17 protein-coding genes and 1 tRNA gene are annotated in these 14,141 nt (G+C 45.4%); 7 read left to right on the forward strand and 11 right to left on the reverse strand.

The window, feature by feature from the left end:
- Positions 1–10: 10 nt before the first annotated feature.
- Positions 11–1,324 carry a SpoIID/LytB domain-containing protein gene (locus tag RDN79_RS07140; RefSeq protein WP_298548419.1) on the reverse strand — a complete coding sequence of 438 codons (1,314 nt, stop codon included), beginning with the start codon at positions 1,322–1,324 and terminating at the stop codon, positions 11–13.
- Between the two features lie 56 nt (positions 1,325–1,380).
- Positions 1,381–3,378: an OPT family oligopeptide transporter gene (locus RDN79_RS07145; RefSeq protein ID WP_298548416.1), complete on the reverse strand. Its 1,998-nt coding sequence runs from the start codon at positions 3,376–3,378 to the stop codon at positions 1,381–1,383.
- Positions 3,379–3,655: 277 nt separating this feature from the next.
- Here RDN79_RS07145 and recR point away from each other — a divergent pair, with 277 nt between their 5' ends.
- The 3 genes from recR to RDN79_RS07160 are packed head-to-tail and all read left to right on the forward strand — an operon-like array spanning position 3,656 to position 5,977.
- Positions 3,656–4,279, forward strand: a complete 624-nt coding sequence (recR, locus tag RDN79_RS07150; RefSeq protein ID WP_298548413.1) for a recombination mediator RecR — start codon at positions 3,656–3,658, stop codon at positions 4,277–4,279.
- A gap of 13 nt (positions 4,280–4,292) precedes the next feature.
- Positions 4,293–5,447 (forward strand): glycosyltransferase family 2 protein, encoded by a 1,155-nt coding sequence (locus RDN79_RS07155; RefSeq protein ID WP_298548410.1) that lies wholly within the window; start codon positions 4,293–4,295, stop codon positions 5,445–5,447.
- Between the two features lie 5 nt (positions 5,448–5,452).
- Positions 5,453–5,977, forward strand: coding sequence for a GNAT family N-acetyltransferase (locus RDN79_RS07160; protein WP_298548407.1), 525 nt, complete (start codon positions 5,453–5,455; stop codon positions 5,975–5,977).
- A 77-nt stretch (positions 5,978–6,054) separates the two neighbouring features.
- Here RDN79_RS07160 and RDN79_RS07165 read toward each other — a convergent pair whose 3' ends face one another.
- Together RDN79_RS07165 and RDN79_RS07170 are read right to left on the reverse strand one after the other, a co-directional pair.
- Positions 6,055–6,651: a YqgE/AlgH family protein gene (locus tag RDN79_RS07165; protein WP_308573056.1), complete on the reverse strand. Its 597-nt coding sequence runs from the start codon at positions 6,649–6,651 to the stop codon at positions 6,055–6,057.
- Positions 6,652–6,773: 122 nt separating this feature from the next.
- Positions 6,774–8,087 carry a pyridoxal phosphate-dependent aminotransferase gene (locus RDN79_RS07170; RefSeq protein ID WP_298548403.1) on the reverse strand — a complete coding sequence of 438 codons (1,314 nt, stop codon included), beginning with the start codon at positions 8,085–8,087 and terminating at the stop codon, positions 6,774–6,776.
- 139 nt (positions 8,088–8,226) lie between these two features.
- Here RDN79_RS07170 and RDN79_RS07175 point away from each other — a divergent pair.
- The 3 genes from RDN79_RS07175 (at position 8,227) to RDN79_RS07185 (ending at position 10,576) form a co-directional block, all read left to right on the forward strand.
- Positions 8,227–8,300: transfer RNA gene (locus RDN79_RS07175), tRNA-Asp, on the forward strand.
- Positions 8,301–8,543: 243 nt separating this feature from the next.
- Positions 8,544–9,773, forward strand: a complete 1,230-nt coding sequence (locus tag RDN79_RS07180; protein ID WP_298548400.1) for a site-specific integrase — start codon at positions 8,544–8,546, stop codon at positions 9,771–9,773.
- 35 nt (positions 9,774–9,808) lie between these two features.
- Positions 9,809–10,576, forward strand: a complete 768-nt coding sequence (locus RDN79_RS07185; protein WP_298548398.1) for a hypothetical protein — start codon at positions 9,809–9,811, stop codon at positions 10,574–10,576.
- A gap of 216 nt (positions 10,577–10,792) precedes the next feature.
- Here RDN79_RS07185 and RDN79_RS07190 read toward each other — a convergent pair whose 3' ends face one another.
- The 4 genes from RDN79_RS07190 to RDN79_RS07205 are packed head-to-tail and all read right to left on the reverse strand — an operon-like array spanning position 10,793 to position 12,059.
- Entirely contained in the window at positions 10,793–11,086 is a 294-nt protein-coding gene (locus tag RDN79_RS07190) for a helix-turn-helix domain-containing protein (protein WP_298548396.1), read from the reverse strand.
- Between the two features lie 58 nt (positions 11,087–11,144).
- Positions 11,145–11,447: a DUF3876 domain-containing protein gene (locus tag RDN79_RS07195; protein WP_298548394.1), complete on the reverse strand. Its 303-nt coding sequence runs from the start codon at positions 11,445–11,447 to the stop codon at positions 11,145–11,147.
- Between the two features lie 10 nt (positions 11,448–11,457).
- Positions 11,458–11,763, reverse strand: a complete 306-nt coding sequence (locus RDN79_RS07200) for a helix-turn-helix domain-containing protein (RefSeq protein WP_298548392.1) — start codon at positions 11,761–11,763, stop codon at positions 11,458–11,460.
- The gene (locus tag RDN79_RS07205) at positions 11,760–12,059 is read right to left on the reverse strand and encodes a DUF3408 domain-containing protein (protein ID WP_298548391.1); all 300 of its coding nucleotides are present in this window, start codon (positions 12,057–12,059) and stop codon (positions 11,760–11,762) included. The genes RDN79_RS07200 and RDN79_RS07205 overlap by 4 nt, the downstream gene beginning before the upstream one ends.
- Before the next feature lie 491 nt (positions 12,060–12,550).
- Here RDN79_RS07205 and mobA point away from each other — a divergent pair, with 491 nt between their 5' ends.
- A complete protein-coding gene (gene mobA / locus RDN79_RS07210) occupies positions 12,551–13,000 on the forward strand; it encodes a conjugal transfer protein MobA (RefSeq protein WP_298548390.1) in 450 nt (149 codons plus the stop codon).
- A gap of 68 nt (positions 13,001–13,068) precedes the next feature.
- Here mobA and RDN79_RS07215 read toward each other — a convergent pair whose 3' ends face one another.
- From RDN79_RS07215 to RDN79_RS07225, 3 genes are all read right to left on the reverse strand, one after another.
- A complete protein-coding gene (locus RDN79_RS07215) occupies positions 13,069–13,392 on the reverse strand; it encodes a helix-turn-helix domain-containing protein (protein ID WP_298548388.1) in 324 nt (107 codons plus the stop codon).
- A 131-nt stretch (positions 13,393–13,523) separates the two neighbouring features.
- Positions 13,524–13,943, reverse strand: coding sequence for an RteC domain-containing protein (locus RDN79_RS07220; RefSeq protein ID WP_298548385.1), 420 nt, complete (start codon positions 13,941–13,943; stop codon positions 13,524–13,526).
- The gene (locus RDN79_RS07225) at positions 13,897–14,136 is read right to left on the reverse strand and encodes a hypothetical protein (RefSeq protein WP_298548382.1); all 240 of its coding nucleotides are present in this window, start codon (positions 14,134–14,136) and stop codon (positions 13,897–13,899) included. The genes RDN79_RS07220 and RDN79_RS07225 overlap by 47 nt, the downstream gene beginning before the upstream one ends.
- Positions 14,137–14,141: the final 5 nt, after the last annotated feature.

Here is a 14,141-nt window from a genome sequence, read left to right on the forward strand (position 1 = left end):
CATAAATCCCTCAATACCGTCTATCTACAGAAGCTCCGGGAAAGTAGTGGGAGAGAATCTGCCGGTAATCAAATCCCTCGTCCGCCATCATGGCGGCCCCGATCTGGCACAACCCTACGCCGTGTCCCCAGCCGGCGCCGGTCAGGACGAACCGTCCGGGGATGCCGGATTGCACATCTTCTTTGTTCACGACAAAGGCCGAACTGTACAGATGTGTTTCGGATAAGGTCCGGCGTATCTCCAACTCCTTGCCGATGGTAAAGGTCCGGTGCGTCCCGACAATCTTCAGCGTTTCGATACGGCCGGAAGTGCCGCGGCTGAGCGGTATCAAATCCAGGATCCGGCCGAAATCGATCCCGCTCTTGCGATGGATTAATCTGGCTAATTCTTCCTGCTTGTAGGATACTTTCCACCGATAAAAGTCTGTCGTTTCCTGATCATAGTTGTTCAGCACCTGGCTGAGAACCTCTTTGTCGGATGTATTGCAAAAAGCGTCGGGAGCGGAGCGAATCCATTTCCGGGCCTCTTCTTCCTGGGTGAGGTCAGGGAAAGTCTTCTCCCGGCTGTCCCGTAGTGCGGTCAGATAGGAGTGAGGGACCGGTTCCCAGCAATGTTCGAACTGTTCCGTCACGCCTCCGCAGCATTTGGAGAAACGGGCATCGCAGATGTTTTCGCCATCTGTCAGTATCTCGCCTCTTGTCTCGTGGATCACTTTTTGGACGACCGGGTTGGAGGCGCGGGTGATTCCCTGGTAACGCTGGCAATGGTCGTCGGCACAGACATCGAAGATATCATGGTCTTCGCGGTCGTACCAGCGCACCAGTTGTTCGTTGTCACGGTAACAGCTTTGCTGCTTCTCCTCTTTGCCGTCCAGACGGAAGTTCTTTTCGATCTGCGCGAGCAGCCAGCTGCGGGAGATGACGGCATGTGCCTTCAGCAGCTCCTTCGAAGCCTGTGCGCTCATTTCCGAAGAGATGACGCTGGTCAGGTATTCTTCGACGTCCACCTGGTTGATGACAACAATGCCATTTCCGCCCGCCACCAGGTTGAACGCTCCTTTGAAGCATTGGTCTTCCTGCCGTTGCCAGTGGAAGTCATGACCTATGGTGACTGCCTTCAATTCGAAGGACGAGGCGGGGGAGGCGGGTTCAAAGAAGATCTCTTTGAACAACTTGCCATTGAAAACGATATTGCCGTTTACAAATAAGGCGCGTTGTTCCCCCGTCAGGAACTTTCCGGTTTCCGTATGTACATATTCTCCGTGAAAGACAAACGAAACGGCCTTTTCCGTCATAATGCCGACATTCACTACAGGTGCTTCCATGGTTTAAATTAAAAATTAAGAATTAAAAATTAAAAAATAAGAAGTGATGATCCTTTTCATTCTTTCTTGGTTTTCAATGAACTTATCGCCAGATAAGCGATTAGCAGGATGTACATCACGACGGCCAGTGCTCCGGCTAAATTGCTTTCCATCCATTCGATGTCGACCAGGTTGATACCGGCGAAACGCATGGCTGCGCTGACGACTCCCATCAAGGCTCCGCCTGCGATGAAACCGGATGCTAACAAAGTCCCTTTTTCCAGACGTGCACTGTTCAGGGCCTGGTCCTTGCTGCGGCTGCCTACATACCAGCTGATGGCTCCACCGATCAAGAGCGGCGTGTTCAGCTCCAGCGGAATGAACATGCCCAATGCAAATGCCAGCGCCGGAATCTTGCAGAAGTTCAGGACGATGGCTAATACGGCTCCGATGGCATACAGCGCCCAGGGAGCACCCGAACCGCTCATCAACGGCTCGATGACGGCCGCCATCGCATTGGCTTGAGGAGCGGCCAGTTGTCCGCTCGTGAAACCGTATGTCTGGTTCAGGATCAGGATCACGCCGCCTACGGTTGCTGCCGACACCAATGTCCCGAGGAACTTCCAGCTTTCCTGCTTGGCGGGTGTGCTGCCGATCCAATATCCGATCTTCAGGTCCGTGATAAAACCGCCGGCCATGGAAAGCGCCGTGCAGACCACCCCCCCGATGATCAGTGCCGATACCATGCCGGCTGTCCCTTTCAACCCGACGGCAACCAGAATGATGGAGGCCAGGATCAAGGTCATCAGCGTCATCCCGGATACGGGGTTGGTCCCGACGATGGCAATCGCGTTGGCGGCAACGGTTGTGAAGAGGAAAGCGATTATCCCGACGATCAACAATCCGATCAGCGCGTAATACCAGTTATCCAGCACGCCGAAGTGGAAGAACAGATACGTCACGATCAGCGTCGCAAAGATGCCGATGGCGATCACTTTCATCGAAAGGTCTTTCTGCGTACGGATCTCTTCCGTCTGCGCAGCCCCCGTTTTCCCTTTCAGCTCTTTGGCGGCCAATTCCACGGCTCCTTTGATGATTCCCCACGACTTGATGATGCCGATCACGCCGGCGGTCGCAATGCCTCCGATGCCGATATGGCGGGCGTAGGTGGTGAAGATCTGTTCCGCGCTCATGCTTCCTACCGTCTGCGTAATGGCGTCATTGCCGAATGTCAGGACATCGGCGCCGAAAACGGCAGACATCAACGGAATGATTACCAACCACACTAAGAATGATCCGGCACAGATGATGGCCGAATATTTTAATCCGATGATATATCCCAAACCCAACACGGCGGCGCCGGTATTCACCTTGAATACGACTTTCGCCTTGTCGGCCAGCATCTCGCCGACACCGACGATGCGCGTGCTGACCGTCTCGCTCCACCAGCCGAAGGTCGCGATGATGAAGTCGTACAGACCTCCGACCAGGCCCGCATAGATAAGCGGCTTCGCCTGGTTGCCTCCCTTCTCGCCGGACACCAATACCTGCGTGGTGGCAGTCGCTTCCGGGAACGGATATTTACCGTGCATGGTCGATACGAAATACTTCCGGAACGGGATCAGGAGCAGGATGCCGAGGATACCGCCCAGGAGGGAGCTCATGAATACTTCGAAGAAGTTGATCGTGATCTCCGGATACTTATCCTGCAAGATGTAAAGGGCGGGCAGCGTAAATATGGCGCCTGCCACGATAACGCCGCTGTTCGCCCCGATAGACTGGATAATGACGTTTTCGCCTAACGCGTTTTTACGTTTGAACCCGCTGGACAATCCTACAGCTATGATCGCGATCGGGATGGCGGCCTCGAATACCTGTCCGACTTTCAGCCCGAGGAAAGCTGCCGCCGCACTGAACAGGACGGCCATGACAAGTCCCCAGAATACGGACCAGGGAGTTACTTCCCGATACTGTTTGTCGGGCGACAGGATGGGTTTATATTCCTCACCTTCTTTCAGTTCTCTGTAGGCGTTTTCCGGTAGCCCGCTCACCTTTTCTTCATCTTCTTTTTTCACGGTGTTTATTTATTTAGTTAGATTTAATCAGAATCTGCTTGTCGTATGTCGGCTAAGCATCGCAAAGCTACATTATTTCTCTTTAAGAAACAAATGAACCTGATCGTAGCATCTATTCTTGGCTGTATGCCTTATTATTTTGGAATCGGCAAGTTTTGTTTGCCTAAAGGCAGGAGAAATCTTCGCCTCTTTCCGGCTTTTATGATTTAGTTGTCCCTGATCGCTCCTGAATTTCATTTTTATATTACCTTTGTACTTAAAGAAGATCAGATTGCGAATGAATCAAAAATATCCATCAGTCTTATTGGAAAACGCCGTGAACGAATTGTCGTCATTGCCGGGAGTGGGGCGGAAGACGGCGCTCAGGCTGGCGCTCTATATGCTTCGCCGGGATGCCGGCTACACGGAAGGGTTTGCGTCCGCGCTGTTGGCGCTTCGGCGGGATGTCAAATATTGTAAGGTCTGCCATAATATATGCGACGACGACGTGTGCTCTATTTGCGCCGACTGCCAGCGTGACCATTCGACGGTCTGCGTGGTCGAGAATATCAAGGAAGTGATGGCGATCGAAAACACGGGACAGTTCCGTGGCGTTTATCATGTCCTGGGCGGCATTATCTCGCCGATGGACGGGATCGGTCCGGGCGACTTGCAGATCGACAGCCTGGTACAACGGATTGCCGAAGGGGAAGTGAAGGAAGTGGTCCTGGCGCTCAGTACGACGATGGAGGGCGACACGACGAACTTTTTCATCTACCGCAAGCTCTCCTCATACGATGTGAAGATCTCGGTCATCGCCCGTGGTGTCTCCATTGGCGACGAAATCGAATATGCCGATGAAATAACGTTGGGGCGTTCCATCGTGAACCGCACCAGCTTCAACGACTCCATCAAACTATAAATCATAAATCCCCATGAAACTCTCAATCATAATTGTCAACTACAACGTAAAGTATTTTCTCGAACAGTGCCTCTGTTCCGTCCGTGCCGCCATCCAGGGGATGGAAGCGGAAGTGCTGGTTGTCGATAATCATTCGACCGACGGCTCGGTCGAATACCTTCGCCCGCGTTTCCCGGAAGTCACTTTCATCGAGAATGAAGATAATCCGGGATTTGCCAAAGCGAACAACCAGGCGATCCGGATCAGCAGCGGAGAGTATGTCCTCCTGCTGAACCCCGACACCCTGATAGGCGAAGATAGCATGCGCTCCCTTTGTTTCTTTATGGACGAACATCCGCAGGCGGGCGGAATCGGGGTGAAGATGCTGGACGGGCACGGCGCTTTCCTGGCGGAGAGCAAGCGGAGTTTCCCTTCTCCCTGGGTCTCTTTCTGCAAGCTGTTCGGGTTGTCGAAGCTGTTCCCTTCTTCCCGCCTGTTTGCCCGCTACAGCCTGCCGTACTTGGATAAGAAGAGGCAGCATAAGGTCGAGGTATTGGCGGGCGCTTTCATGTTCCTTCGCCGTGAAGCGCTGGATAAAGTGGGGCTGTTGGACGAGTCTTTCTTTATGTACGGCGAAGACATCGACCTGTCTTACCGGATTGTGCAAGGAGGCTATGCGAATTATTATATCCCTGAACGTATCCTTCATTATAAAGGAGAAAGCACGAAGCATGGTGATATCAAATATGTAAAAGCCTTTTATGGAGCTATGCTGATATTCTACCGGAAATATTATCCGCATTCCGGTTGGCTGATGGGCATGCTGATCCGTTTGGCCGTTCTGCTGAAAGCATCCCTTTCCGCCGTCGCCGGTATGTTGGGACTGAAACGGAAACCCCGGACGAAACATCGCCGCCTGCTGGTGCTTTGCCGGGAGGAAGAGTTTGAGGAGGTGAAAGCAGCCTGTGTGGAACGGATGCCGGATCTGGAATATGTCAATCTCTGGAATCTGAGTGAAGAGCGTGTGATGGATGCTATCTGCCGCCGTAACCAGATGAAGCGCTTTACCGATTTGGCATTCTGCTACCCGGATGCCCGTTTCGAACAGATGCTTTTGTTGATGGACAAGATGGTCGATAAAAAGATCAGCTATCATATATATAATAAAGGAAGCAAGCAACTGATCTGATGAAAATGGAATTACTTCAAAACGAAACCGTCCGCCTTCGCGCCCCGGAACCGGAAGATTTGGAACTGCTCTATGCCTGGGAAAACAATCCCGAATGGTGGGAGCTCGGGAACACGTTGGCGCCTTATTCCCGCTACCTTTTGAAAGAATATATAGCGGAATCTCACCGGGATATATTCGATTTGAAGCAATTGCGCCTGATGATCGACCTTTGTTTCACGGGCGCAACGGTCGGCATGCTGGATTTGTACGATTTCGACCCGCATCATCGCAGGGCAGGAGTCGGCATACTGGTCGATCCGCTTTACCAGAAGAACGGACTGGCGACAGAAGCGTTGAACCTATTGATCGAATATGCTTTTTCTTATTTGAAACTACACCAGCTCTTCGTACATATCCCGATAGGGAACGAACCCAGTAAAGCCCTTTTTACCCGTTGCGGCTTTACCGTGACAGGCATACTGACGGACTGGATAACGACTAAAGACGGTTATTCGGATGTCTTGACGATGCAGAAAATCAATGGTTAAATTAAAAATTAAGAATTAAGAATTAAAAAATGAGAGTCAAGTATTATTTTTTAATTTTTAATTCTTAATTTTTAATTTCAATTAAGCGATGGCTCTTTCGGATACTTCGTCCATGTTTCATATTGGCTGCCGAGCGATTCGAGCGATTTTTTCCAGAAGTCTTCCCCTTCGGCGAGCAACACGTTCCGGTTGGAGGCATGGCTTACGACCCATGAATTTTGGTCTATTTCATTGTGCAGTTGTCCTTTTTGCCATCCGGAGTAACCTAAGAAGAATTTTACTTTTCCGTCGACAGGATGCCCGTTCTGGATATAACGTATCAGTGCGTTGAAATCGCCGTCGAAATAGAGGTGATCGTTTATCTTGAGAGAGTTCGGGATAATCAGCTCTCCTAAGGAATGAATAAAGAACAGGCGGTTGGCGCTGACCGGGCCGCCTAAATAGATCGGCATTTCCGGAAATTCCTGCAAATCGGCAAAGAAAGTGTTGACCGCTAACTCTGTTTTCTTGTTTAATACAAAGCCCATCGAACCCTCTTGCGTGTGTTCTACCAATAGTACGACGGAACGTTGGAAGTAGGCATCTTGTAAGAAAGGTTCTGATATCAGGATGCTTCCTTGGGCCGGAAGCACGTCATTATGAGTTATTTTGAATATGTTGTTATACATTGCCATGACAGAGTTATGCTTGCTGATTAATAAAACAGCGACAATATATAGCTTTTGGTTTAAAGAAACAAACGAAAAGCCGGACTTTCATGTTAATGAACCATAAATAAAAGCCCGGCCCGTGTTAATTATGCGGTGTGATTCTCTTTGAACAGCTTCAGACGTTCTTCGAGCAAGGCATATTGATGCGGTTTGATAAAAGAAGTACAAGCACGGAGGCCTTCCTGGTTGCTGCCTGTCGTGCTTAGTGAGATGGCGCTTACGCCATAATAAATAAGCTCTTCCATCAGTTCTCCTCCGGTCATTCCCGGATAGGCGATCGTGAAATAGAACCCGTCCGCGATCGGTTGGTCCAGGTCATGGTCGTAGACGATCCGGAAACCGTAATCGGTAAAGATCTTTTTCAGTTTTTCCGCCCGGCGTCCGTATTCTTTTACTTCCGAAATAAAATCGAACGTCCCGTCTGCCGCAGCTTTGAACATCGCCGCCAATGCGAACTGCCCCGAATGGCTTGTGCCGGACGACAGGGCATACAACACGCGGTGGATGTACACGGTTCCGAACGTTCCGCCTCCGTAGCGCTGTGTCAGTCCGGGATAGGCCCGGTGGTACAACTTGTCGGAGATTGCCGTGACGCCGATGCGCTGGCCGGCATAGCTGAATGCTTTTGAACCTGAAATCTGCAAGATGTAATTATCCGTATAGCGGGCAACGGTTGCCTGGAAAGGCGCTTCAAACGGCTTGCCCAGCGGTTTGCGGAAGTCCATGGCGAAATAGGCGAGGTCTTCGATCACGATCGTGTCGTATTTGTTTGCCATGTCTCCGATGATCTTCAGCTCTTCTTCCGTCAGGCAGAACCAGGCCGGATTGTTGGGGTTGGAGTAGATCATGGCGGCAATGTTTCCTTTGGAGAGATATTGTTCCAATATGTCCCGTAGTTTTTCGCCCCGGTATTCGTACACGTCGAACGATTCGTATTTATAGCCCATGACCGTGATCTGCTGCTTCTGTACAGGGAATCCCGGATCGATAAAGAGGATCGTGTCCTTTCCCGGCGTACATTGTCCGCAGACGAGGAACGAAGCGTATGTCCCCTGCATGGAGCCTGTTACGGGGACGCAACCTTCCGGCGCTACATCGATATCGATAAATGCCTTGATGAAACGGGATGCTTCCGCTTTTACGTCGGGTGTGCCGTTGATATTCGGATAGATGGAGGCGACGCCTTCCTGAAGGGCCTTGATCTCGGCATCGATACCGACCTGAGCCGCTTTCAGTCCGGGAACCCCCATTTCCATATGGATAAATTCTGTTTTAGTCTCTTGTTCGAGTTGTGTGGATATGGCAACGACCTCGCGGATCGTCGCTTTCCCGAAATCGGGAAGTCCGTAGCCATCTATGATCTTTCTGGCTGTCTGATAATCTACCGGAGTATTCTTCATGATTGTTATTGTTTATATGAGGGGCAAAAGTAGAAAAATAATCCATCCGACCTAAATTTTCGCCACGAAACTATTGCAAGATTCGAAATAATCTCTACCTTTGCACCGCAATCGATAGAGATTGCAATACAAAAGTTCCGGTTCGGTAGTTCAGCTGGTTAGAATACATGCCTGTCACGCATGGGGTCGCGGGTTCGAGTCCCGTCCGCACCGCGAAAGCAAATAGCAAATTAAAGCAAAGCTCTGAAATTCAAGGATTTCAGAGCTTTTTCTTTTTCTCCGCTTCGGCAAAAAATAGTGGTTTTAGGCAGTTCTCACGTGGCTTATTCGTGGGACTTTTTGAAAACCGTTTTTGCTCCCACGAATTGACGCATTTGTCTTTGATTGTCAGCTTTTTGCGTAGCTGGTTTTTGAGTGTAGCGAACTAATTTTGTACCACTTAAAAATCAAAGAATTATGGGAGCAGTGAAAAGAAACACACTAAGCGTATTGTTCATCATCAAGAAAGCGAAACTTCTGAAAAACGGTGAAGCTCCTATTTGTATGCGCATCACCGTAAACAAACGAGTAGCCGAAGTTATGATTAAACGGAGTATTCCCGTAGATTTATGGAATCAGAAAAAGGAATGTTCCAAAGGAAAAGACCGTGTAGCCATCGAACTGAACCACTATATTAATACAGTTCGTGCCAAAGTATTGCAGATACACCGCGAACTGGAGATAGACAACAAACCGATAACAGCCGATATAATAAAGGAGCGTTTTTACGGACGGGACAAGGTTCAGCGCAGTTTGCTGGAAGTGTATGCGGAGCATAACGAAAAATGTCGTGCCCTGATTGGCAAAGAATATACGGAAAGCACCGTTACCAAGTTTGAGACTTCTATAAACCGCCTGAAAGAATATATCCGCAGTTGTTACCATCGTGATGATATAATGTTAGCAGAACTGGACGGGCAATTTATCCGTGACTTTGATTTTTGGCTGAAAACAGAGAAGCATTGCCAAAATAATTCCGCATTGAAACATTTGAAGAACTTGAAAAAAATTATTCGTATTGCTTTGGCTAACGACTGGATAAAGAAAGACCCGTTTTACGGCATCCATTTCAAGCAGGAAGAAGTAAATGTAGAATTTCTCTCACGTGAGGAACTGGATATTTTAATGAATAAGGATTTTGCTATCAAGCGTTTGGAACAGGTAAGGGATATTTTTGTCTTTTGCTGTTTCACCGCACTTGCTTTCGTTGATGTGCAGCAGTTAAACCGTGAACACCTGATAAAAGACAATAGTGGTGCTTTATGGATACGCAAGGCACGACAGAAAACTAATCAAATGTGTAATATTCCTGTTTTATCTATTCCTCAAAGGATATTGAGGAAATATGAAGATAATGCAGAGTGTATAAAGAAAGGTGTACTTTTGCCTGTAATCAGTAATCAGCGCATGAATGCCTATCTAAAGGAAATCGCTGATTTGTGCGGCATTACCAAACGTCTAACTACGCATGTTGCACGCCATACTGCGGCTACCGTAGTTTTTCTCGCCAATGATGTATCAATGGAAAATGTATCTAAGATTTTGGGACATTCCAATATCAGAATGACACAGCATTATGCAAAAGTTTTAGATAGCTCCATTATGCGTGATATGGTGAATGTAGAACAAAGTTTTATAGGAAAATAGTTTTTTATTATTAACTTTGTCTCAAAAGAAGTAATATGAAGTGTTTTGTTATTATGCCTATATCCGATGCAGAGGGTTATTCTATTGGACATTTCAATAGAGTTTATCAGTATCTTCTAAGACCTGCAATTGAAAAAGCTGGATTCGAAGCAATACGAGCAGATGAAATTGAGGAGACTAATTTTATTGTATTAGATATAGTTCAACATCTTTTAAGTGCTGAAATGTGTATTTGTGATTTGAGTTCCAAAAACCCGAACGTGTTATATGAATTAGGGATAAGACAGGCATTCAATTTACCCGTTTGCTTAATCAAGGATGATTTAACCAGTCGTATTTTTGATATACAAGGATTTAGAGATTGTGAATATTCTAGTTCTTTAAGAATAGACGAAGTTCAAGATGGGATAGATATTATAGCTGCAAATATAAAATCAACATACTCTGCTAAAGAAACCAATATTAATTCTTTAGTATCTTTATTAGGAGTTTCTGCTGCTACATTAGAGGCTAATTTACATTTATCTCCTGAAATTACCTATGTGACAGAAATGTTAAAAGACCTAACCTCAAAAATAACCAATTTGCAAGAAAGACTTCCCAATACAGCCTCTAATATGTCTTACAGAAATCAAGAGTGTATATTAACTATTGGTGATTATGTAATACATGAAAAATTTGGAAGAGGATTAATTAAAGACATCTCAAAATCAGGCAGAGAAGAGATAGTAAAAGTTGAGTTTGAAAACTTTGGTGAGAAAGCCTTAATGACAAAGTTTGCAAAGTTGCAGAAAGAATTATAATACTTTTTCCAAAGCTGAATAAAACATTAACAAAGGTAAGCTCCGTATTCCGTCCGTTCAAGCCCAAGCCCTACGGGTTTGAAAGAAAATCTCCACACCTGCGCTACGCTCCGGGTAGTATTTTCTTCCAAAGGCTTGCACAGACTGAATACTACACTGATAGAGTTAATGTTCTTAGTCAGTTTCGGAAAAAAATGTGTTTTTTAGGACGGTAGGTTATTCCTGCCGTTCCTTGTTGTAGTAGGTCTGCAAAAGCCGTTCTATATCGCTTTGACGGTAGATTATTTTACCTTTTATCTGAATGTAAGGGATAACACCGGTATCTCTCCACTCTTGCAGCGTGCGGATGCTTACTTTCAAATATTTGGATGCTTCCCGGTTGCTTAGAAACTTTTCGCCGTTCAGGTGTGGTTTGCTTTCTTTTGCCAGTTTGCCGATACCCTCTAACATTCTTTCCATAGACTGAAAGAAATCCTTAATTATCTCACTGTTGCCGTTTATCAGTTCCATACTGTTATATCGTTTTATTGGTTTATAATTGGTTTGAATGATGACAGGCATACACCTGTCAGTTACGCAGATACTCGCCATAGTAAGATATGGAAAGGCTATCTTTTACCTTGTCATAGCCGATATAAAGCCGTTTAAAGGCTTCAACGATGAAATAACGGCTATCTTCTTTTTGTATCTCGTAAACGGCTGGTTTCGCCTGTCCGTTATCCGATACATGAAGCATCGAAAGGAGATGCTTTTTCCCACTTTGGTATATCATCACAGTAGGATGAAGATTTACACTTTCCCATATTCCGACAATGGCAGACAAGTTGAATGACTGCTTTACTTCCGTATTATTTTTTTCTTTCTTTTCCATAAGACCATCTTTATTTATTGTTTGATATAAAATTTGTTTTCTTGTTTTCCGTACATTCTGCAATCAATTTTTCTATGTCGGCAGATTTATAGTACAGTTTGTTACCGATTTGGGAATAGCCCAGTTTACCGCCGTCCCGGTAGTTCTGCAAACTTCGGATGCTGACACCGAGCAGGGCGCACACTTCACGACCTGACAGCCATTTGTCAGGCTGACGCGTATTCTCTTTGCAAATCCTTTCCACTTGACTGACGAACCCGTAAAACCGTCCGCACACCTGTTTAAAGGTCTGTTCCTTAATAGTTATGATATTCATACATTTTTCTCTTTTGGCTGGTTGAATATTCCTTTTTGCATTTCTTCCCGGTAGAGAGCCGAAAGAACATCATTGTGCGCACCTAAATGTTCTTCCAGTACGTTATCAATGAAATTTCCGATGCTTACTTGTTTGTTTGTAATCACGCCTACAATCTGAACGATACGTTTTTGTATCTCTCCGCTTATGTACACGCTTTGACGGTTGCAAACCGACCGTTTTTTAAGGAACACCGATTTATAACTTTCCCGTTCCTTGCTTGCTGTTTCCTGTAATGATTGTTTTACTTCTTCCATACATTTAGTTTTTAATGATTTATAAATAAGTTGATTGATTCCCGATACTGATTGAAAAAATGCAAGCCAGTTTTATAACTATGTCCCTTTATCTTTAAATAGCTTTCAAACATGGTTTAAAACTATATTCAGACCTTGTTTTACTGTCTTATATATTGCCACCATTCAATCATTTTTCAGCAAAGAAAGGGGTAAAAACAGACGCTTTTAAAAATGGGGTTACTTTGTCCGTTTGTGTCGTGATTTGGCGCAACATCTTATATTTCAGGGGAAAATTGCTGTCTGTAATTTTGCAACTGATAAACAGACATAGGATAAAGCCAAACCGCTTGCTTTGGCAATCTGACCGTAGGGAAGATGTTTATGTTCATTAGAACATAGCAAGTTGTGTTTTGAGGCACGCACTTCGTTTTTTGTGCCTCAAAACCTTGCCACCTTAAAAGGTGGTTAGTTTTACTCCGAAGTCGTAAAACCAGTAAATAATTATAATTATGGAACAGAAAAAGAAGTCATTTTACAAAGGTGGGCGCAAGCCTAAACTTGACCCACGAACACACCGTTATTCACTAAATTTAGACGATGTGGAGAACGCCAAGTTCTTAGCCTTTTACGACCAGTCAGGCTACAAGGTAAAGGCGCATTTTATTAAAAACTGCATCTTTGGCAAATCGTTTAAGGTGCTTAGGATTGATAAAAGCAAGGTTGATTATTATATTCAACTCTCCCAACTGTTTTCACAATTCAGGAGCATAGGCATACTGTATAATCAAACAGTGAAAGAGATTCATTCTAATTTTACGGAGAAGAAAGCGTTTGCCCTGCTTTACAAACTGGAACAATACACTGTTGAACTGGTAAAGACGAACCAGCAAATTATTGCGCTTACCAAACAGTTTGAAGCATCTTATAAGGAGGAGGGAATAATATCGGCAGAGAAGTAAACGCAGACTTGCCAAAAGAAAAACATCCCGAAACTGCCACGTGTACAGCTTCGGGATGAATTTCACTCTTACTTATTCGCTCCGTGTTCTTTCTCGAACTTTCGGAGCGTACCCACATCAAAGCGTTCCTTTATGAACTTACGCACATCGGAAGCCCGATAGTAGGCTTTTCCGCTAATCATCATAAAGGGCAGCAGTTTTTTGCTTCTCAATCGTTGCAATGTCCGGGTGCTGACCTTAAACAACAGGCATAAATCCTGATTGTCCAGTAGTTTATCACCCGGCATTACTTCGGGATTGGTTTGTAAATTCTTTACATCTTTGCCTACTTCATCCAGTTTATCAAGTAGTTTTTGCATCCAGTCTTTGAACTCGTAATTATCTATATACATAATTTGCTTCATTTTTCAGGTTATACACTAATGATTACCAATCGATTGATGAAGCAAAGTTCGGAAAAGGGAAGCAAACAAACTGTAGGGTAGCATACGCTACCCCGTATAAATTGATGCTAAATGCCTGATTATCTATACCCTTTATTTTCGTGTTCTTTTCGGATAAGGGTTGCCAATTCGTTAAGGAACTCTGTTAGCTTTGTTGGCTTTCGCTTGATGACATCCATGTACTTTTGGTGATAATCACCCAATTTGATATTAAAGAGCCATTCAAAGGCTTTGCCTAAGTTCGTCAGGTGAACAGGTTTTCCATTTTGATATATTATACGTTTGGAGAGGAATAAGCCACTGACAATTTCCATGATATTGATAAGGCTTGTTTTGTCAGATAAATGGAGAGGGGAAAGGAATAGCTTATTTGCGTGTTGCTGAAACTGTTCCGGATATTTTATGCGCAGTTTGATAATACGTATTTCATTATTTAGTAATCCTATTACTTCATCAATTAAATGCAAATAGGGCATTTTTTTCTTGCTCAAACCGTACACGATACGATTTAAGTCGATGCAAACCAAAGGAGAAATAACGAAGTAAAACGCTATAATCCTGTTCTTTGAAACTGGAATCAGCTAAATGTGTAGCCAATTCCTCAATAGCCTCTGTAAACTCTGTTACAGAAACTTTACGCTGCGAGCATTCCAATAATAATCGGAAAAATCTCTCTTGTAATATATCTTTCATGTACT

The organism is uncultured Parabacteroides sp. (assembly GCF_902493135.1).
Classification (GTDB): Bacteria; Bacteroidota; Bacteroidia; order Bacteroidales; family Tannerellaceae; genus Parabacteroides.